Origin of the sequence: Paenibacillus sp. LK1, from assembly GCF_002750415.1 — a bacterium.
GTDB lineage: Bacteria > Bacillota > Bacilli > Paenibacillales > Paenibacillaceae > Paenibacillus > Paenibacillus taichungensis.
Window position 1 is genome coordinate 753,783 of sequence record NZ_PEII01000001.1, and the last position, 20,215, is coordinate 773,997.

The window sequence follows — 20,215 nt, forward strand, 5'->3', positions numbered from 1 at the left end:
GCAGCAGGATCAAGGGTAATCCCCTGAACCTGCTGCTTTTTTTACAATCTACAACTCAAGTTCATTATAAAGTTTTAGTCGTAACCGGAACAACTCCAAGCAGATCATTAAACACTCATTTTGGAATTGAGCTACACACTCAATCCCAAAACAGCTGATCCGGATGTGGTCCCGTCCGTTTATCCGAATCCAGCGCATCAATCAGTTTCAGCTCATCAGGAGTCAATTCAAAATCAAAGATGTCCGCATTCTCGCGAATCCGCTCCGGGGTAACCGATTTCGGAATCGTCACAATCTGGTTCTGGATATCCCAACGCAGAATAACCTGTGCTGGTGTTTTCCCATATTTCTGGGCCAGACTTTTCAAAGCCGATTCCTTGTTCAGTTTACCTCTCATAATGGGGCTCCATGCCTCCAGTTGAATGCCCTGCTCCCCGCAGAAGTCCTGTAACTCCTGTTGAATCAGACCCGGATGCAGTTCCACCTGATTCACCGCGGGTACCGTTCCACCTTCATCTATAATATCGCGCAGATGGTGCACTTCGAAATTACTTACACCAATAGCACGTACACTTCCTTCGCTATATAGACGTTCGAATGCTCTCCATGTCTCTTTATACTGGTCTCTGCCAGGCCAGTGAATTAAGTATAGATCAATGACATTTAATCCAAGCGCCTTCTGACTGGCCTCAAAGGCTCTCAAAGTCAAGTCAAACCCTTGGTCCTCATTCCACAGCTTGGTTGTCACAAACAGCTCATTACGGGCAATACCACTGCTCGCAATGGCTTGTCCCACTTCCTCTTCATTTCCATAAACGGACGCCGTATCAATGCTCCGATATCCGACTTCCAATGCAGTCTCCACCGCTTGCTGTACTTCCTTGCCCTTTGCTCGATAAGTCCCAAATCCCAGCCATGGCATCGTCACGCCGTTGTTCAGAATCGTACAATCTGTAATATGTTTTGTCATTCTGTACCTCCTGTGTGAAATTTGCCTGCTCTTGGTCTATTAACCTTCTCACCAAATTTTAAGCGGCACTTTGCATACAGTTTGGCTGATATCCATTTTGCGGGTCTTTCAAAGGAAACATAAATACCCCGCAAAGCACTGCTGCTCTGCGGGTTCTGGTGTGACAGGAACGCCTATAGATCCCCTTGCCCATTCTGACTCTGGATCGAGTTCAATCTTCTCTTCTCCTCAATGAACATCTCTTCTGCCAGCTCAACGCCCTGACCTCCAAGTGAACGTTCTGCTTGAAGCATAGCCTGCTCGGTATGCGCCAAACGGCGTTCTGCCTGTTCAATGGTCTGTTCTGTTGGATGTGACATTGCCTGTGAAACGGCAAAATGAAGTTTGTTCACTGCATTCTGCGCCTGGGATACGGTCGTATCGGCTTGCAAACTGGAATCATAACGCTTCGGCATGAGTATTCCTCCTTGGGATCATGTTCCTGTTACCCCTTTAGGATGGTTGACATCGGCCTTCCTTATTCTTCTTTTGTTGAAACAATAACGAATAGCCTCAATGTTCCCTATGTAAGATTAAAGATGAATATTAATGAAGTGTATAACCTTTTCCGGTCTGACTGCGTTTATTTGATAAGTACTTTTTCACAAGGAGGTGTGTATTTGAAGAACTTTGGGATTGTGTTCATACTGGTACTTTTATTACTGCTCATCAGCGGCTGTACACCTTCGACGTATGAAATAACGGGATATACAGGCTCCTCCATTAATAACGAGATTCCGGTCCCCGTGAATGCAAAGCAGCTAAGCATAACGACACATTCAGACAATCCAAACATTCAAACAGGCATTAAATATGAATTGAAACATATCGGGGGAGAACAGGGATTATATGTACCATCCGATTATTTTGAGAAGTTATCCGAAGCCGGATGGGTTGAGGTGGAAGAAGAGCGTATGGGACATGTTCATTTTCTGAAAAAAAGTGATACTATCATCGCCATAGAGATTCGAGAGGATACCTTTGAGATTTTTGAAATGAGGCAGGACTTTACGTTCTAATTTCGTACAATTCCTCATCAACAACTAAAAAAAGAGAGGCCGCGGCCTCTCTTCCCTGTCGTGGACAAGTTTGCCCACTGCATACCCATACAATTACTTTACGAATTTCGCTACTTTTGCAAGCACTTCTTCTTCTGACGGAGCACTGATGTACCTACCGTTGATGAAGACAAAAGCACGCTTCGCGCAAGGACCGCAATACGATTTGCAACCAATTTTGATCTCCGTATCCGGAGCCATTTTCTCCAACTTGGCTACAATCGATTTTAGTCTGATATGATTACATTTTTCGCATACGCGGATATCGTTAGCCATGAGTTCCCCTTCTTCGCTCCCTTAGTGGTCGCCGTGGTTGCCTTGGGATGGGTTCGTAATAACGAAGCCTTCTTCAGGGAAGTAAAGGTAATCAATTTTAACGCCATCCAGTAAAGGCTGATCATTCTCAAGAATAACGTCGATCTCTTTATCGGTAGATACAACCGTATCATTTTCTTTTGGCGTATCGATATCGAGGCCGTAGTGGGCATGATCTCCATGTGCATGTGTGATCACAACGCGCAGCAATTTACCTTCGTTCTCAGGCTTGTCCAGTTCAAGTTTCAATACTTTCGCGGCATTACGTGTAATTTTGCAGTTCATTTCATTCATCTCCTATATCGTAATTGCTGGTCCCAACAATTTTTCAGTATTTCTAAACTCCAGCATCTATTGTAAAGAAAATTACTGCGCTTCGCAATAACATTGATGCAAAATCGATGTTAAAACCACCCATTTTGTGTCGGATTAAGACGACGCACCCGCTGTAAGCACCGGATATTTGCGCTCCGCACGACTTACAAACCAGTTCATCAGCAACAACGTAACCCCGATATCATCTATAGGCATAAACGGCATCACGTCAGGAAGCACCCAGTAGAGCAGCGCCGGGATGATAAACAGCAGCTTCTCACCCAAAGGGATCTGCGGAGCCCTCAACAGACGCGGCAGCCGTTTGAATACTTGTGTCCATCGTTTGAATGACAGCAGTCTTCTCCACTTCATATGAACCCCTCCGTATGATTAATGCACTGAAATAAAACAGCACATGTTATAGTCACACCCATCATTACCCGTTCCAGAGCGATCCGGAACGAATGATGCAACATGCAGATTAAAAAACGAACGCCGGTAACAGCGCCCGTTCCTGTTATACGAGTGGACAACCCGTAAGTTTCATGTTCCCCCATCCAGATTATGTGAAGTCAGGATTCGAGGATTCCCGATCTTCCCTGTTGGTGCTCTCGATCTGATAATAATTCAGCCAAAAGCATGCCAACCTCTACGCAGATGTCCTCGAACTGATCCAAGGGCAGCGGGTTGACCCCGAGTCCCACTTCTACCGTGAAGCCAGGCTTCCGAAACTTCTGAATGAACCAGTCTTTGTACCCTGCATCACTTCCACCCAACTTAACTGCCTTGTATCCCGAAGCCTTTGCCAGTCTGCGAGACAGCGGGGCACTCTCCTTTGGCTCCAAATCTCGGTAGTTCCAATATATTTCTTGTCCCTGGCTGTGCAGTGAAACGACAGCATCAAAAGGATGCTGCTCGGTCCAATGTGCAAGTGCCCATGCCTCCGGTTCCGATAAAGGAGCGGTTCCTGCATAATCTCTTGGCCCTGGGGACGTTATCCCTCTTCTAGCCGCCTCTTCCTCCCAATAAGCCGGGAATTGATCGTTCAGGTCTACTCCCCTGATATTGGACTTCCAATGCGTAAAATGGGAGCGTCCGGCATTCCATGCCAGCAAATCTTCTGCATGGGGATGATCATTGACCACGCCCTCTTGCACCAATTCAACTCCATCCGGGTTGACCATGGGCACAGCCCACAGCGTAGTTTCCTGCATCCAGCGTTCCGTCTGGAATTGATGCCATGGCGTATGTGTACTGTAGGCCTTCGCATATTCTTCAATGAACCGCATCAGAACGGCCGTTGTCAGCCACTCATTTGCATGAACAGATGCGTTGACATGAATATGTCTGGGGCCTTGACCCAAACGTAGATAAGGCAAAGCCTTGCCCATTACACTACTGCCAATCGAGCCAATCTCGATAAATGGATACTTCTTTTCGAGCAAACCGATATCACGGCTCATTTCACGATAACCATACTCTCCCTGCAGCTTGACGATAGTTTTTCCATTTGAATCCGGAATATGAATACATCGCCCGCACCAGTCCGGAATGTTCGCTATTTCTGGATTGGCCTCGCGCAATTCTTCTTCATTCAGTCCAAAACGTAATGCAATCACGGCCACTTTCTCCCCAGGCTGTACTGCATACCTGCGCCCCGTCCCCGGCGTAATGCGCAACATCTGTCCTGTCAGTAAATAGGGCTGGGACGCTACTTCCGGGTTGAGAGCAGCCAGTAACTCCTTCGTCATATGGTTCGCTGCCGCAATACGCGACAAGGTATCTCCCTGATGAACAATAATCCATTGCAGTTCCATGTCGATCTCCTTTCCCTTAGGAAATTGTGTAATCTCCTGTCCTTTTCTCGCTTTTGTCCTTACTGTATGTAATATGTATGCCAATCTGGTTGTCCGTCATGTGACATGAATCGCGTATATCCCTTTAACATAATAAAAACGTGATGATCATCCGGAGTTCTTTTACTTTTTGGATTGAAAAAAAATCCCGGAACACTAAGTGCTCCGGGATTCTTATAAGCCTAGAAATCAAAAAAGCTATGATAATTGCGTAACCTGCCATACAACTGGCGTTTTGGAGATCTGCTCTCCTAACCATTGGCGGGTAATATTCTGGAACATGCGTGGGTCCCCTGTGCAAAAAAACTGATGGACTGGCGTCTCATTTCCACTGGCCAGCTTTCGTTTATCATACAGAATCGTACTAATTTCCCTCGCCGTTTCATCTGCCGAACTAATCAGCTTCACTTCCTGCCCCATAACCTCCTGGATGGTATCCATGAGAAAAGGATAGTGCGTACAACCCAGAATAAGACAATCAATTGGCTGCTGCTTAATTTCGCCTAAAGATTGCTCCACCGTACTTGTCGTTTGCTCGGAACGGAATTCGCCTTGCTCCACCAGTGGCACAAGTGCCGGACAAGCCTGACTGACCACATCAATATAGGGAGACAACTGTTTGAGTGCAGATGTATACGCACCACTACCAATAGTTCCCACGGTGCCAATGACACCGATGCGTCCTGTGCGTGTCGCTGTGATGGCTGCTCGTGCTCCCGGATGAATGACACCAATGACAGGCACATTCACCTTGGCTCGAATATAATCGAGCGCTGCTGCCGTAGCCGTATTACAGGCGATAACGATAACTTTCGGATCGAACTGGATCAAGAAATCAACGATTTGTTCCGTGAATTGTTTAACTTGTTCGGACGAACGGGGTCCGTACGGTGTCCGGGCAGTATCTCCAAAATAGATGATCTTTTCCCGTGGGAGCTGACGCATCACTTCCTTGGCGACGGTCAATCCCCCTACACCGGAGTCTAATATAGCGATTGCTTGCTGCACGAACACACCGCTTCCTTCTTCATTGATTTGGTTCTGTTAACAAATTGGTTCCCAGAGCTTTCTTTCCTACCGTATGAATTTTCAGGCAAAAAGGTACCTACATCTTACCCGATTTCATCGCAGGGTTCAAACAAAATACCGTATCGTACAACTCCTGTACGACCACGCACAACAAAGCAGGCTCCCCTCCAGATGGAGGAAAGCCCGCTCGCGTTCAAGCTTAGTTTTAGATGTTATCTTTGGAGTCGTCGGCAGGTAGCTTAGCGATGACTTCAATACCTGACTCATTCGCTGCATCTGCATCGATGGAAGAATCGGAATCAGTAATGACGGCGGATACGCGCACTTCTTTACCTTCAGCGCAATTGCGCCAGGATTGGATATCCTGGATAACAACATCTGCCGTCTCTTTTACTTTGGATACGATCTGTGCGCTTTGTTCGCCCACCTTAGTAGCCAGCTCCTGACCTTTCTCACTCACCTGACGTGCACCTTCCGAAATGTCCTGACGCAGCTCACGTCCAGATTTTGGTGCCAGCAGCAGCGCTGTCACCGAACCTACAACTGAACCGATTAATGCTCCCCACAACAAACTTTTGTTAGAATCCTTCACGTCGCATCTCTCCCTTTACCTTAAATGAAGTACCGAATAACCAAGCAACGGACTGTTGCTCGTCAATCCGGGCGAATGCCTACTCTGTTGATGCAGTATAAGCAGCAAGGGCTTGACCTGACACTCGGATATCAAAAAAAATTCTGGATACCGTCTTTCGCACCTTCTGACGTTATCGAGATATGTCTCAAGTCTGCCGCGCCGGCTCAAGCGGAGCAGCAGCATGTTCATCACCCGGGTCCAGATCAATTACATATCTTCCTGGTGCAATCAATGCAACCTGATGCTCACATCGCCAGCGTCGTCCGCCGGAAGATCCCAGCGTCTGTCCATCTTGTAGAACATCCCCCTGATCAAATATGTAATAGGCGGCACCCAGTAATGTCTGGGCTACCGTATCCGGATCGAGTCCAATGAAATGACACTGTACATCAGGCACGCCAAGTGCTGACAAACCTACCGTGTCCATAACCAGCTGACGCTGTTCCTCTGTGCCTCCAGCCTGATACATGCGCACATTCATCGCAGCGTACAGATGCTCCTCACGTTCCTGTGACAGCACATAGGCTTCCGGTTCAACTAATTTGTCACTGCCGTACCAGTATAACGCCTCACAAGGCAACACTTCCATGACAGCCTGAATCGTCTTTTGGAACAATTCGAGCCGCTGTTTACGCGGCATGGCAGCAGTGAACATATCATGAAGTCGGATGGAATATTGGATCGTATCCATAGCTTGTCCTGCTTCTGGCCAATGCCAGGCTTGCTGCAAAGCCCCTCCAAAGCGGGCGCGATCTACAATTTCAGTAATGGGGAGCATGCAAGTCTGAGCCGGAATGTTACCTTCCTGAAAAGAAACCTTATGGTCCAGATGGTAGAAAACCAGCATCTCAGGTTTATGCTCCTCATTACCCTGCTTCACATCAAGCCGGACTTGTCCGGTATGACGGCTCAGTGCATCCTGCAGACGCCCTTGATCTATAACGGGACGTTCCTGAAATAACAGCTCAATCATATATACCGGATGAAACCCGGAAGGTATGTCATTCGTTTCATTATTTACTTCTCGATCTTCTTTCCATTCGTTCGTCATGCTGCTTCCCCTCATTCCTTGCTCTGTCCCTCGGCCTGTGTAGTCTGGAAAGGTCCGAGTTCTTTTTCCACATAGGTATTGACCTGATGGGAAAAATGTTCAAGCACGCCCGGCAAGTCACTGCTCAGTGGATGCAGTTCAGACCGCTCCCAGCTGTAATAGTCCTGAACGAGCGGCTTGCGCAACAATACGAGGCGACTAAGCACCTCATAGGTTGCATGATCAAAAACCTTCTCTTCGTGGTTAATCTGAATAATATCGTCATAACTGCTCGCATCACGCATGATGAAGCCATCAATGAGATAACTTCCAACATCCGTAACGATTTCAATTGCCAGATGAAGACAACGTTCCTGTACCAGACCCAGCATTAGACTACCATCCCAGGCTTGTGATGCGCGGCGAAGACCTTCAGCCACCTCCGGTACGGCAGCAAGCCGGCGGGCAATCTGTTCTCTGTTTACGTAATACAATATGTTCACTTCCCGTTCAGTGAATTATCGGTTCCTTTTTCCTCTTCGCTTCAGCCAAAATAACATCACAGGACAAGCGATCAGAAACACGACAAAAATATATAAAAATTCCATAACGTCTCTTAAATCGCTCATGCAGAGTCCCCTATCCAAAGTAGAATGAATAACAGATTAGATTTCGTAGTCCACTGCAATCGACTGCTCTCTGACCTCGTTCATATACTTGATGACTTCCTGATGCAGCGGATGCACCTGATATGCTTGAAGATCTTCCAGTGAGGCAAATTCTGCCGTAAGTGAGATGTCAAAAGATCTGTCCGAACGAAGCACGTCAATACCCACTTCAAGCGAGACCAGAACATCAATTTTTCCTTGCAGATTGCGAAGAACATTCGCAGCCGCTTCGATACTTTCAGGAGAACGATCTTTCATTTTAAACAGAACAATATGTTTAATCATCAGACAAGCACCTCATTTAAGTATAATAATTGGTATGAATGAATTTTCTTGTATCCAAAATATATCATAACGTCCTCTATTACGAAAGGATACTTGGAAACGTTCTCTTAAAAGACAACCTAATCAGGGCTGCTTTCATTCGCCTTGGATTTCTCCTGAGACATATTATCCGTCTGTTCAATTTGGTTTGTCTGTTTTTCCGGTACGACTTCTGTTGCTTGTTCTTTTGTCTCCTTATTCTCCACGTTTGGCTGTGGTGGAGGCCATTCCCTGTCAGACAACCCCTCCTGTTTTTTCAGCACCGCTATAGCCTGTCTGAGCTTGTCAGGCAAAGGAAGCCCAATGCGGGCATAATTTTCGGTAATGGATATTAGCTCATTCACCAGATAAAAGTAGATGGCTCCCCCTTTAATGATGTCAGTTCCCATGAGCATGTCAATTCGGTGGGCAAGCAAAATAACCGTCAGCATGAGACCTTTGCGCGCAAGCCCCCAGAATCCAACATTACTATTCAATCCTTTTCCCGTTCTTACTGCCGCAGCGAGACCCGTAATATAATCCACAGCCATTGCAACCGCCAGCAAGCTAAGCAGCTGATCCCATCCACCAAAAGCAAACGTCATGAACGCCCCTGAAATGGCAGCAAAGGTACTCACGGATGGACTCACGTTTCTCACCTCTCCCTCTCATTGATCTCCATACAAGATATGTAAGAATAAGAGATTTTGACAGTCCACATGCCTTGCTGAACACGCGGATTTCTAATTTCAGATTTGTGCACATTGGAAATGGGTTCCTTTAACGGAAATCGAATATTTATGGTTAAATCAGGGAAATAAACCGCATCATATCAACAAAAAATAGATAAAAGTACTAAAGTCTCACTAATAGGTAATTAGACTCATTTTATTTTTATTCATTATCTATTTGATCCCTTAAATTTAGTGAAACATTGTAATCTAGGAATATACTAGGATGTGAATTGCGTCTGGTCTAGTTCATAATTCCTCCTTTGTAGCGGATTCGCGCATCCACTCATTTGAAACAGGTGCACCCGGCACTTGAAAGTACCCCCGTACTTATTGTAGTATTTGGTTAAAAAAATCGGAGGAAATATGCCTAATCAACCAGAACAACATTCCATCCAGGCGTGGTCTCTGATCAACCGTAAATATTTGGGAAAAGGCGTCCGTGTTAAACGATTCCGAAAACCGACACGCTGTCAAATCCGCAACCGTGTTCTTCTTGCCGTGCTGATGGCCAATGATATCAAGTTGTCTCAGCTCGCCGAAGATCTATCCATCTCTTCACGCAGCGTCAGCGCGTGGGTGTATGAAGGACGGATACCCGGCAGTACCAATTTGGACAAGGCATGCCAATTGCTCGGCTACCCGCGCCACATTCTTTTTAATGAAGAAGTGGTACGCAAAAGCCCTGTCATTTGTCAGCCCGAGCCTTCCCGCTTCATGAAGCGTACGGTGACCCGTTCTCCGGTTAGCAACCGTATTCTGACAGGCTTGTGTATGGTCCATGATTTGTCGGTGACAGATGTCAGCCACTGGATCGGGGTTCACCCCGGCACTTTCCGCAAATGGCTGCATCAGGGAACGCTGCCTTCTGCTGCGTTTCAGGAACAAGCGGAACAATTTTTCCGCATCCCGAAAACTATTTTGTTCGCAGATGTCATCTTGAAAGATCGCCACAATAACTAAATTAGCGAACAACCAAAAGGCTCTGTCCTCTCCCAGTGGGAAAGACAGAGCCTTTTTAAAATACCATTTTCATCGTACAGATTATATTAAGTTACCATTTCTCCAATCGCTTGCACTCAGCATCGTCTCTCAGGGGCGATAAGCGGCCCTCTTGCCCACCAAACAGCTTTGGGTGCATCATTCCCTTCATTCCCAGTCACTCCTTAATCTGGGCCGGTACAGCGCGTTCTCTGAACGAGGGGAAATCCCATTGTCGAAAGGCGCGGCCACTTATACCCATATGCCAATATATTTCTTATCCATGCTAACCAACCATTCCATTAAATCATTGATCATTTAAAGAAATAAAACTTCATCGTTAGCTCCATCCCCCGATCTATTTGTACGAACAATTTAATCCAACGCTTTATATGAAGTATAAAAAAAGCCTGTCCCTTAAGGGAGTAGGCTTTAATTCATCCTTTAATTCAGTTTGAATAACGTTTGATCCGATCTATTCTAAACCCTTGTATGACCTTGTTCTTCAGAAATTTATCCGGCTATATTACTTTCCAATCAAGCACCAATACCTCTATTGTATACAACGACGCTATCCTGTCTCATACATCACATTAATCATTCTTAATTTGTACGTACAACTAATTGTATAAGATAACACTGTTCATACTGTTTCTTCCTTCTTTATTTCGAACCGACATTTAGAATCTCATTGATATATTTCAGTCCCGTATAACGATCCCGTAGCAAATGAGCTGTGGTGAAAGCATGTTCCACCATCTCCATGGATACACCCAGTTGTTCAGTCGTCGTAGGTCCCCCAACTTGCTCAAGCCAAGCTATAAGCTGAGAAGCATCCGGCAGATTATTATAAATACGGAAAATCGGCTCTTCGGATTTTTGTGCAAGATCTTTGTATTTTACGGTAAGCAGTGCACAGGCTACTCCCACCTTGGCTCCATGCAGAACAGGCTTGTGCCCTGCCTCCATCAGGTCCATCTCCCACCGATGAGACAGATGATGTTCTCCACCAGATGCAGGACGGGAATGATCGATGATTAGCATAGAAATGCCCGAAGCAATCAGCGCATCCATCAATACAGTCACACCATCGTCCCGTCCTTCAGCGATACCTTGCACATGTTCCACACAGGACGTTAGTGCTTCTTCCGTCATGCGATAAGCAACGGGGCAGAACGGTTCCCCACCCAAATCCCTGGAAACCACCCAGTCCGCCAGTGATGTATATTTACCAAGCATATCTCCGAATCCGGCAGCATTCATCTCTTGGGGAGCTTGCTCCAAAATATCGATATCCGCAAAAATAGCTTCAGGCGGCACCGCCTGGAACGTCTGTTTGACGCCGCTTACAATAAGAGGAGCACCTGCCGAAGTAAATCCGTCAACCGAAGCTGCTGTAGGCACTGACAGAAAAGGCTTGTTCATTTTGGAGCAAACAAATCGTACCAGGTCATGAATGGTCCCTGAACCAGCAGCAATGATCGCCTGACTTTCCTGTTTCACACCTAGCAGTACCTGCACAATCCCGCCCTCATCGGCGATCACGTCGCCTGCTTTGTTCTCTGGCATGCATATCTCATCCACATAAACGCCAGCTTCTCGGATGTTCTTTACCACCTCGTGTCCTGCTGCCGGACCTGTAAATCGATCATATACAACTGTTACATGTCTGTATCCTTGCTTGGACAAATAACCAGGTAACTGCTGAATAGCTCCATGCTCCAGATAGACCTGCATTTCTACCAACCGATGATCATGCCCACAAGTACAATTCTGCGCTTCTTCGTTCCATGCGGCAATCCGCTCGTTCATATTCATTTCGCTCTTAACCTCCCTTAAGAAATATCATGCATAATTACATGGAGAAAACCACAAAATGAAAAAAGGAAATAAAATGTGAGTATTTTCCTGATCACACTTTACTTCCTGTATCCAAAATTTGCAAATCCTAAACTCACATTCCCAAGCAGGTGAACCTATGAAATTAACCAAAGAAATAGGAATTTCTCTCGGATTTCTCGCAGGAACGACATTTGGCAGCGGCATCGCCTTTTTGTTTCGCTTTCAAGCATATGAGGTGATGGCCAGTGTTGCACTCTTTGGTATTGCTGGAGCGATAGCAGGCCTATGTGTGCAGCAATTCATATTCAATAAATAAAAAAACAAAAAAAGCTCGCGAATTGCTTTTAGAGCAATTTCGCGAGCTTTTTTCTTCGATGCGGTCGAGAGGACTCGAACCTCCACGGGGGTTAGCCCACACGGACCTGAACCGTGCGCGTCTGCCAATTCCGCCACGACCGCATAATATGTATCTTCTCATCATGGATGAAAAGCATCCCGGTCAAGCAATTGCTTGTTTTACCGTAATTAAGAGTATACATGCTCTCAAATAAGTTTGCAATACCTTTTTTCCAAGCTGCAATGAAAAGGACATATGTCCTTTTTTAACCCCATCAAACTCCCTATCGTAGACATTAAGCAGATCATGTGTCCTGCTGGACACGCTATACCTTGCATAGAAAAGGGGAGTTTTTCATGACGATCAAGAACACAACACATGAACGTATTGAAGAAGGAAAACGCAGCATTCACTGGACGGAAATGCATATGCCCCTACTCGGCGAATTGAAAACCCAGTTTGCCAAAGAGCGGCCTTTTGCTGGCTTAACCATCGGTATATGTATTCATGTGGAGCCCAAAACAGCTGTGCTATGCCGCACACTCCAGGCAGGTGGAGCCAACGTTGTATTGACTGGCAGCCCGGGCACAACCAAAGACGCCGTCGCAGCAGCTCTGCAAGAAGAAGGCATCACGGTATATGGTCAACGTGCGGACAGACGCAATGAGCACCTGCAAAATATCCACAGCGTACTTCGTCACCATCCCCATCTCCTTATGGATAATGGAGCTGATCTGGCGCGCACGCTCATTCAACAGTATGATCCTAACTCTCTTATTGGTGGTACGGAGGAGACGACGACTGGTGCCAATCTGCTGCGTGAAGAGACGGGTGAGAACATTCCTTTCCCGATCATTGTTATTAATGACAGCCCACTCAAACGAATTATGGAAAATGAACACGGTGTTGGACAGACCATTATTGAAGGTTTTATGCGTACTACAAACCTGATTCTGCCCACACGTCGTTTCGTCATCGTAGGTTATGGAACCTGTGGACGAGGCATTGCCAGGTATTTGCGGAATTTGGGCAGTCAGGTCGTCGTTGTTGAAACCGATCCGATTGCTGGCTTGGAAGCGGCACTGGATGGATTCAGAGTGGCGCGACTGGAGGATACTTTTGCATTTGCCCAAGTGTATATCACTGTCACTGGACGTCCTAACGCCATTCTGAAGGAACATTTTAATCAAATGAATGATGGAACGATCCTCGCCAATGCCGGACATTTTTCTTGGGAGATGGATCTGGAAAGTCTCCGTCAGGATGCGAAGCATACGGAACAACTGACCGCGGATATCGAACAATTTACATTAGCCAATGGACGTCGACTCATGCTGCTTACTCAAGGCGAGATGCTGAACCTGGCTGGTGGCAGCGGTAACCCTGCCGAAACGATGGATCTAGGCTTGTCCCTACAAGCCGCCTCCCTCCTATATCTTGTACAGCAACGCCAGCATCTCACCCTCGGACCACAGCCGGTTCCTCATAGCGTTAACAACACCATTGCAGGACAGATGTTGAAGCATTTAAGCTACAAAATCTAATCAGTGTGATTGGTGATCTGCATTTAAAGGAGAGATTCACATGAAAAAAGCGAAACTTTGTTTTATCGGTGCAGGATTCCATGCATCCACGAATATATATCCATCTGCTGTTGAAGCAGGAGCAGACATTCAGGCCATCGCCACCCGCAGTATTGAACGGTCAAGGGATGCTCTCCTCCGTTTCGGGAGCAGCGGGAAAGCGTATGATAATACTCAGCTGATGTTGCAGAATGAAGACTGTGACGGCGTCGTTGTTGTGGCGCAACCAGAGGATCAGACAGCACTTGCCCTTGAATGCATCCGGGCTGGCAAAAATGTATACGTGGATAAACCCCTCGGATGGAATGCTGCCGAAGCTGCTGCTGTGGCTGAAGCTGCCCAAAAGGCAGGTGTGGTTGTCATGGTTGGATTTATGAAACGATATGCTCCGGTCTACATGAAACTCAAGGAACTGATTGATGGTGGATCATTGGGCAGAGCACGTTCTTTCCAAATGAAATTCGCTGTAGACAGCACACCATTCTGCAAGGATGAGGAACAATTCATAAAGCTCGCTGCCATTCATATGGTCGATCTGATGCGTTTTCTGTTCGGGGAAGCCATACAGGTAACAGGCACAACGGTTAAGGACGGAGAACATATTAACCAGAGCATTTCCCTGAAATTTGATCATGGTGTGGTAGGCAGTGCCTACTTTGTTGGCATGAGTGCATGGTCACGCGAAAGCGAAAATGTACTTGTCACCTTTGACAACGGATTTGCGTTAGCAGATGAAATCAACACGCTTACGGTTCATCAATCTCGTACAGGGGAAAACCTTCCCTGGAAATCCCTTGAGGAGCAGGATACTGTTTTCACCCCGTCGGGCTCTCCCATGTCAGGGGCTTATCGCGATCTCTACTTACGAGGATTTGTTGGTGAGATGGCTCATTTTATGGAATGCTGCCAGAACAAATCTGATCCACATTCCAGTGGTAAGGATAATATTGAAACCATGGCGTTATGTGATACCATTCTGGCGTCGCTGATCTGACGTTCATACGATATATAAGACCAATCATTTTATACAACTAGAGAAGAGGAAAGAAGCACATGTTAGACGCCGGATTACTTATCATTCGACTTGTTATTGGTTTCATTATGATGGGTCATGCATGCAAGAAACTGTTTGGCTGGTTTGGTGGAGAAGGCATATCAGGAACAGCCGAATTTTTCGGGGCGATTGGTCTGAGGCCCGCAAGAGTTATGGCTGTCTGTGGAGGCCTTATTGAGTTGATCGGCGGGTTCCTGTTTGGGGCAGGTCTGTGGACTGTTTTTGCTGTCATTTTGCTCATCATCACTATGGTTGTTGCCATAGCAAAAGTCCATGCAGGTAAAGGACTTTGGAATCTGAACGGAGGATTCGAGTACAATCTGGTTATGCTCGGATCACTGATCGGTGTTGCACTTGCGGGTGCTGGAGCTTACTCCCTGGACACTTTAATCTAATCAAGCCTTTCATTCCTGAGAACCTCGGTGTTTCGTGATACGAAACCGGGGTTCTTTGTTGTTTTATCTTCATGTAGATGTATGGGATGGGGTTTATAATCCAAGGGAGAAGTGATATGCTCATAGATGAGTAATATGTACATTTATGTGCTGTAGTACTAAAATGGATACTATAAATAACCACCACGAACTGGAGGTGCAATTATAATGAGAAAAAACCCGGCCGATGGGTGCCCCTCGCCATATGGCTGTTCCGTCGAAGTCACGCTGAGCGTCATTGGAGGCAAATGGAAAGGTGCGATTCTATATCACCTATTCTCCGGCTCGTTAAGATTCAACGAGATCAGAAAGTTATTCCCTGATATTACTCAGCGGATGTTAACTCTCCAATTAAGAGAGCTGGAAAGCAGCGGAATTGTTCACAGGGAAATCTATCCCCAAGTTCCACCCAAAGTGGAATATTCGCTTACACCGTTTGGAGAAACGCTCCAGCCGATTATTTACAGCATGCGAGACTGGGGAGAACAGTATACAAATGAAGTCCAGGCCAGATCACAAGAGGTCTAAACAAAAGAAGCTATCCCTCTCTTAGATGGGATTAGCTTCTTTTTATTTCAAGATAGAAGGTACGCAAACCTTATTTTATGACCGTTTGAATGGTAATGGTACGATTACGTCCCTCTTCCTTGGCTTGATATAACGCATTATCCGCCAAATGGAACAACTCTGTCGCCGTTGTGGAATGCAACGGATATTCGGCAATGCCTGCCGAAATCGTCACAGAACGATCAATGGGCAATATACTCTGTTCCACCGATACACGGATATGCTCAGCAATCTGATACGCTGTTTTGGAATTCGTATGTCGCAATAACACAACAAACTCCTCTCCCCCAAACCGGGAACATACATCCTGTGTCCGAACCGACAGTTTAATGATATTCGCGATATGCTTCAGAACCTGATCCCCCGCATGATGCCCATACGTATCATTTATGGATTTGAAGCGATCTATATCCAGTACTACTATGGAGAACGGAACTTCTTCATCAATCCACTGCTGAATAACTTCTTCAAATGTCCTGCGATTGGTCATTCCGGTCAATACATCCGTTCTGGCATCATAAGTTAGCTGGTCCTTTTGCTTTCGAAAGTTCGCCAGTGCACTTAGGACAGTGCGTGTTAATAAGTCCGCTTCCCTGTTCCAATGCGGCTTCATTACAGGCAGATCTACTTTACCCTGATCCACCTGGTTAACCAAATCCGCAAGGTAAACAAACGGACTAGCCAGCTTGCGAGCTACACGAATAACGATAAGCGTCAGAATGATAAACGGAATTGAAGTGTACAACAACAACATACGAATATGTTGATTCAGCTGATCGTATACCATTTGGGTTGGAGATACGACGACAACTCCCCAATCTGTTGTCGGGACCTTATAATAACCTGCGAGTGAATTCACACCCGCCAGGTTCTTGTACTGTTCTTTGCCTGTTTGGTCGTTAAGCAATTTCTGCACAACTTGATTTTTGCTTAGATTTTCACCGATTCTTTCCGTATCCGGGTGAAACAACAACGTCCCTTTGGCATCAACAATATAAAAATAAGAGCCATTACTGGTCCTCAGCTGACTGCCAAATGACAGGTTCAAAATGTTGTTTTCCTGCAGATAGATACTCCCACTAATTAAACCTTTGAATTCACCTGATGGACTGAAGATCGGTTCACTCACAAAAACGACTATGCGTTCCGAATAAGGCGCACGATACGCTTCGGATATAAAGGAAGCCCTCGATTTAAACGCATTTTTCGCTGCATTAGAAGTTATAGGCTGTCCCAGGCTTTTTTCCAAATAAGGAGATGAACCTCGAATAATTCCCGATGCATCTATAAGAGAAACCGAATTGAAGTAGTTACTGCTGTTTCGAATCAAATCCAGTGTGGAATCCAGTTTTTTGGCGTCTGCATAGTCTATGTCCGGAAAATAGTTGGCTGAATACTTCAAACTGCCCTGCATGGATTGAAACAACGAGTCCAGAGTTTGGCTCATTTGCACGGCACTTGAATAATTAAGTGAGAGTGTATTATCAATCAGCGATTGCTTCTGGGATGTATAAGACGAAATAAACATAATGGTCAATGTCATCAAAACGGCAATGGTGACCAATCCACTCAACAGAGCGGTAAGGCTGATTTTTTTGATCTCCCTTACTTTTCTTCTTAATCTGGATGTTTTATTCTTTGCGATCATTATTGCGTCCCCCGGTTTTTCATAAAAAGGCATATTCCTTCTATCTTATACGAAAGTTGTTAAGAAGAAATAAATAGTTTGTGAAGTTCGAATAATTACATAGGAACATTGACGAATTAATGACAATTGATTACATGATATGACACTTTCTTCGAAATCTACTGGATCTGTATTCGAGATTAAAATTCATTTGAATCCACAATAACATATCCCTCGCCAGGCTGCTGTTCTACAAACCCAGCCATATGACGTGATTGAAACGAAATGGGTCCGTCACAACCCACCAAAATACGATTTTGGATTTCATCAGTTGTTTCAGCTGGTAATGCAAACGAGCGCGTATAAGCGAAGTGTTCCTGTAACGTGGTATGAATCGCATTCACCAGTCTGTCATTGCCTGCACGACCAAATACATTCAGCAATACGATACCACCAGAATGCAATTTGTCTTTTAGCATCGTGAAAAATGAGCTAGAAGTAAACTGTGCAGGTGTTCCCGCAGCCGTAAAAGCATCTACAATAATATAATGATATGAGCCTGAGGTTTCCTGCTCCAACAGTTCACGACCGTCACCAACCAGCACTTGATCTCCACGATATCCAAAGAAAGTTCTGCTGAGCTCAACGACTTCCGCATCAAGTTCGGCGACTTTTACTTGACGGTTAGACAAATAGCTTGTTAAGGTTCCAATGCCGTGGCCAATTACAAAAACTGATTGATATTCAGGATTATTTCGTTCCATCAGGTGAACCATCGCTCTTGGATACTCAAGCACCATTCGGGATGGCTCGTCCAGATCCATCGCCCCCTGTACTGCAGCATTGGAGAATTCCAGCACACGAAATCGGCCCTTTTCCCCATAAAGCTTGGATGTATCATATATCGTCAACTCATGCTGTTCACTCTTATTTCGGTATAAAACTCGCACTGACCGTTCTCCCTTCGTACTTTTACGCAAATGATTATACATGTGTTTCTAAAAAAAAAACCGACTCCGCTTGAACGGAAACGGTTTTTCCATGACCAATTAGGATTGAATCGCCTCATGCAGAGCCTGGACATACTCCACGCCCAGATTGGAAAGCGAAGCATTCTTATGGCTGATCCAGCCAACATTAATGGTTTCTTCACACTCCAGCGGGACAGGGATGATCTCATTCCCATTCAGGTCGGCACTAAGCACACCTGTCGAGATAGTGTATCCGTTCAAACCGATCAGCAGATTAAACAGCGTAGCTCGATCGTTAACCTGTATGCTTTTAGGATGAGAAAGCGTGCTTAGGATCTCCTCTGAAAAATGGAAGGAGTTATATTCTCCCTGGTCAAAGGACAGGTATGGATAATCCTGAAGTTGTTCAATCGCAACCGATTCCTGCTTCGCCAGCGGATTTTGCACACTGATAAAAATATGCGGCTTGGCAATAAACAGACTGTTAAACACCAGCCCCGCATCCTTAAGCAGCTTGTTAATAACCTTGGAATTGAACTCATTCAGATATAGTATGCCAATTTCGCTGCGTAGGCTTTTTACATCCTGGATAATCTCATACGTTTTCGTCTCCCGCAGAGCCAGTTCATATTCATCCTGTCCATACTGCTGCACCAGCTTGACGAAGGCATTTACTGCAAACGCGTAGTGCTGTGTGGAGACAGAAAAATGTTGCGGAGACGGCTTCGCGTTCAAATAACGATTCTCCAGCAATTCCGCCTGCTCCACCACCTGGCGCGCATAACTTAGAAATTCCACGCCTTCTTTGGACAAGGTTATCCCTTTATTCGTGCGTTCAAAAATGGTAATCCGTAGCTCCTGCTCCAGATCCCGAATGGCATTCGACAGGCTGGGCTGGGAAATAAACAGCCGTTTGGCGGCTTCATTCATCGAGCCACGCGTGGCGACTTCAATCACATATTTTAGCTGTTGCAGCGTCAATGCATTATTCCCCTCTCTCTGGTGCGTTACTTGAACATACTATACCATATTGTAACCTAAACGAGATCTCTTTCAGGGTACAAAAAGACGCCCCCAACCCGTTCATAGAGTTGTGGACATCTTTGGAGTCTTATAACGAGGTTTAAGCCATGCTTGCTGTGGGTCTCACGACGATTTCATTCACATCTACCTCAGCCGGCTGGTTGATCGCGTACAGAATGCTCTGAGCAATAGCCTCGGCCGGAATGGATATCCGCCGATAATCTTTCATAAGCTCGCGTGCTTCATCATCAGAGATCGATTCGGCAAGTTCGGATTCAGTTACACCTGGCGATACGAGGGTCACACGGATATCTGCGCCTACCTCCTGGCGCAAACCCTCCGAGATCGCACGAACCGCGTACTTGGTTGCACAATATACCGCGGCTGTTGGTGTCACAGCGTAGGCTCCGATGGAGGCGATATTAATAAACTGGCCGTAGCCCTGTTCTTTCATAACGGGCAGCCCAACAGCAATGCCGTGTAGAACACCACGAATGTTAACATCAATCATACGATTCCACTCGTCTACTTTTAGTGCTTCAAGAGGTGATAGTGGCATGACTCCGGCATTATTAACGATCACATCCAAACGTCCATAACGACTGAGCGCAAGCTCTACGATCGTTTGCATTTCTTCCAGCTGTGTAACATCAAGGGTATGATATTCTACTGAACCACCTTCAGAGAGAATGGAGGAAGCCAGCGTCTCCAGACGATCCACTCGTCTTGCACCCATGACAACATGTGCACCCTGCTCTGCTAACAGACGCGCCGTTGCTTCCCCAATTCCGCTGCTTGCACCTGTGATCACAACAACTTTCCCTTTTACATTAGACATTTTGATTTCT

The 20,215-nt window shown here is 45.9% G+C and carries 23 protein-coding genes, 1 tRNA gene and 1 pseudogene; 7 read left to right on the forward strand and 18 right to left on the reverse strand.

The window, feature by feature from the left end; all coding sequences use genetic code 11:
• Window positions 1-139: 139 nt before the first annotated feature.
• Together CS562_RS03400 and CS562_RS03405 are read right to left on the reverse strand one after the other, a co-directional pair.
• Window positions 140-970 (reverse strand): aldo/keto reductase, encoded by an 831-nt coding sequence (locus CS562_RS03400; RefSeq protein ID WP_099853580.1) that lies wholly within the window; start codon window positions 968-970, stop codon window positions 140-142.
• A 173-nt stretch (window positions 971-1,143) separates the two neighbouring features.
• Window positions 1,144-1,425 carry a hypothetical protein gene (locus CS562_RS03405; protein ID WP_076292069.1) on the reverse strand — a complete coding sequence of 94 codons (282 nt, stop codon included), beginning with the start codon at window positions 1,423-1,425 and terminating at the stop codon, window positions 1,144-1,146.
• Window positions 1,426-1,629: 204 nt separating this feature from the next.
• On the opposite strand from CS562_RS03405, the gene CS562_RS03410 reads away from it, so the two are divergent.
• A complete protein-coding gene (locus CS562_RS03410; protein ID WP_099853582.1) occupies window positions 1,630-2,028 on the forward strand; it encodes a hypothetical protein in 399 nt (132 codons plus the stop codon).
• A 93-nt stretch (window positions 2,029-2,121) separates the two neighbouring features.
• Here the strand turns inward: CS562_RS03410 and CS562_RS03415 are convergent, their stop codons facing one another.
• The 10 genes and pseudogenes from CS562_RS03415 to CS562_RS03460 all read right to left on the reverse strand — a co-directional run.
• Entirely contained in the window at window positions 2,122-2,343 is a 222-nt protein-coding gene (locus tag CS562_RS03415; RefSeq protein ID WP_024629198.1) for a YuzB family protein, read from the reverse strand.
• 21 nt (window positions 2,344-2,364) lie between these two features.
• Window positions 2,365-2,667 carry a hypothetical protein gene (locus CS562_RS03420; protein WP_063564902.1) on the reverse strand — a complete coding sequence of 101 codons (303 nt, stop codon included), beginning with the start codon at window positions 2,665-2,667 and terminating at the stop codon, window positions 2,365-2,367.
• 144 nt (window positions 2,668-2,811) lie between these two features.
• Entirely contained in the window at window positions 2,812-3,069 is a 258-nt protein-coding gene (locus CS562_RS03425) for a hypothetical protein (RefSeq protein ID WP_062322197.1), read from the reverse strand.
• 200 nt (window positions 3,070-3,269) lie between these two features.
• Window positions 3,270-4,514, reverse strand: a complete 1,245-nt coding sequence (locus tag CS562_RS03430) for a M14 family metallopeptidase (protein WP_373561673.1) — start codon at window positions 4,512-4,514, stop codon at window positions 3,270-3,272.
• Window positions 4,515-4,751: 237 nt separating this feature from the next.
• The gene (racE, locus tag CS562_RS03435; RefSeq protein WP_076292102.1) at window positions 4,752-5,561 is read right to left on the reverse strand and encodes a glutamate racemase; all 810 of its coding nucleotides are present in this window, start codon (window positions 5,559-5,561) and stop codon (window positions 4,752-4,754) included.
• Window positions 5,562-5,787: 226 nt separating this feature from the next.
• Complete coding sequence (locus CS562_RS03440) at window positions 5,788-6,174, reverse strand: YtxH domain-containing protein (RefSeq protein ID WP_076292071.1); 387 nt, start codon at window positions 6,172-6,174, stop codon at window positions 5,788-5,790.
• 187 nt (window positions 6,175-6,361) lie between these two features.
• Window positions 6,362-7,267 carry a DUF4261 domain-containing protein gene (locus CS562_RS03445; RefSeq protein ID WP_180287007.1) on the reverse strand — a complete coding sequence of 302 codons (906 nt, stop codon included), beginning with the start codon at window positions 7,265-7,267 and terminating at the stop codon, window positions 6,362-6,364.
• Between the two features lie 11 nt (window positions 7,268-7,278).
• The gene (locus CS562_RS03450) at window positions 7,279-7,740 is read right to left on the reverse strand and encodes a DUF86 domain-containing protein (RefSeq protein ID WP_099853586.1); all 462 of its coding nucleotides are present in this window, start codon (window positions 7,738-7,740) and stop codon (window positions 7,279-7,281) included.
• Between the two features lie 171 nt (window positions 7,741-7,911).
• Window positions 7,912-8,199 carry a Dabb family protein gene (locus CS562_RS03455; protein ID WP_063564906.1) on the reverse strand — a complete coding sequence of 96 codons (288 nt, stop codon included), beginning with the start codon at window positions 8,197-8,199 and terminating at the stop codon, window positions 7,912-7,914.
• Window positions 8,200-8,483: 284 nt separating this feature from the next.
• Window positions 8,484-8,876: pseudogene (locus CS562_RS03460) on the reverse strand (phage holin family protein); the annotation flags it as partial.
• Between the two features lie 438 nt (window positions 8,877-9,314).
• On the opposite strand from CS562_RS03460, the gene CS562_RS03465 reads away from it, so the two are divergent.
• The gene (locus CS562_RS03465) at window positions 9,315-9,911 is read left to right on the forward strand and encodes a helix-turn-helix domain-containing protein (protein WP_024629188.1); all 597 of its coding nucleotides are present in this window, start codon (window positions 9,315-9,317) and stop codon (window positions 9,909-9,911) included.
• A 681-nt stretch (window positions 9,912-10,592) separates the two neighbouring features.
• Here CS562_RS03465 and CS562_RS03470 read toward each other — a convergent pair.
• The gene (locus CS562_RS03470; RefSeq protein ID WP_099853588.1) at window positions 10,593-11,747 is read right to left on the reverse strand and encodes a sn-glycerol-1-phosphate dehydrogenase; all 1,155 of its coding nucleotides are present in this window, start codon (window positions 11,745-11,747) and stop codon (window positions 10,593-10,595) included.
• Between the two features lie 160 nt (window positions 11,748-11,907).
• On the opposite strand from CS562_RS03470, the gene CS562_RS03475 reads away from it, so the two are divergent.
• Window positions 11,908-12,087 (forward strand): hypothetical protein, encoded by a 180-nt coding sequence (locus tag CS562_RS03475; protein WP_063564909.1) that lies wholly within the window; start codon window positions 11,908-11,910, stop codon window positions 12,085-12,087.
• A gap of 59 nt (window positions 12,088-12,146) precedes the next feature.
• Here the strand turns inward: CS562_RS03475 and CS562_RS03480 are convergent.
• Window positions 12,147-12,230, reverse strand: a tRNA-Leu gene (locus tag CS562_RS03480).
• Between the two features lie 234 nt (window positions 12,231-12,464).
• Between CS562_RS03480 and CS562_RS03485 the strand changes: the two genes are divergently transcribed.
• From CS562_RS03485 to CS562_RS03500, 4 genes are all read left to right on the forward strand, one after another.
• Window positions 12,465-13,652 carry an adenosylhomocysteinase gene (locus tag CS562_RS03485; RefSeq protein ID WP_099853590.1) on the forward strand — a complete coding sequence of 396 codons (1,188 nt, stop codon included), beginning with the start codon at window positions 12,465-12,467 and terminating at the stop codon, window positions 13,650-13,652.
• Window positions 13,653-13,692: 40 nt separating this feature from the next.
• The gene (locus CS562_RS03490; protein WP_099853592.1) at window positions 13,693-14,685 is read left to right on the forward strand and encodes a Gfo/Idh/MocA family protein; all 993 of its coding nucleotides are present in this window, start codon (window positions 13,693-13,695) and stop codon (window positions 14,683-14,685) included.
• Window positions 14,686-14,744: 59 nt separating this feature from the next.
• On the forward strand, window positions 14,745-15,140 hold the full coding sequence (locus CS562_RS03495) for a DoxX family protein (protein ID WP_099853594.1): 396 nt from the start codon (window positions 14,745-14,747) through the stop codon (window positions 15,138-15,140).
• Between the two features lie 207 nt (window positions 15,141-15,347).
• Window positions 15,348-15,707 carry a winged helix-turn-helix transcriptional regulator gene (locus CS562_RS03500; protein ID WP_064639235.1) on the forward strand — a complete coding sequence of 120 codons (360 nt, stop codon included), beginning with the start codon at window positions 15,348-15,350 and terminating at the stop codon, window positions 15,705-15,707.
• A gap of 70 nt (window positions 15,708-15,777) precedes the next feature.
• Here the strand turns inward: CS562_RS03500 and CS562_RS03505 are convergent, their stop codons facing one another.
• The 4 genes from CS562_RS03505 to CS562_RS03520 all read right to left on the reverse strand — a co-directional run bounded on the left by CS562_RS03505 (window position 15,778) and on the right by CS562_RS03520 (window position 20,205).
• Entirely contained in the window at window positions 15,778-17,394 is a 1,617-nt protein-coding gene (locus tag CS562_RS03505) for a sensor domain-containing diguanylate cyclase (protein ID WP_099853596.1), read from the reverse strand.
• Between the two features lie 179 nt (window positions 17,395-17,573).
• Window positions 17,574-18,323: a spermidine synthase gene (locus CS562_RS03510; protein WP_257219333.1), complete on the reverse strand. Its 750-nt coding sequence runs from the start codon at window positions 18,321-18,323 to the stop codon at window positions 17,574-17,576.
• 99 nt (window positions 18,324-18,422) lie between these two features.
• Window positions 18,423-19,325 (reverse strand): LysR family transcriptional regulator, encoded by a 903-nt coding sequence (locus tag CS562_RS03515; RefSeq protein WP_076292081.1) that lies wholly within the window; start codon window positions 19,323-19,325, stop codon window positions 18,423-18,425.
• A 142-nt stretch (window positions 19,326-19,467) separates the two neighbouring features.
• Window positions 19,468-20,205: an SDR family oxidoreductase gene (locus CS562_RS03520; protein ID WP_099853600.1), complete on the reverse strand. Its 738-nt coding sequence runs from the start codon at window positions 20,203-20,205 to the stop codon at window positions 19,468-19,470.
• Window positions 20,206-20,215: the final 10 nt, after the last annotated feature.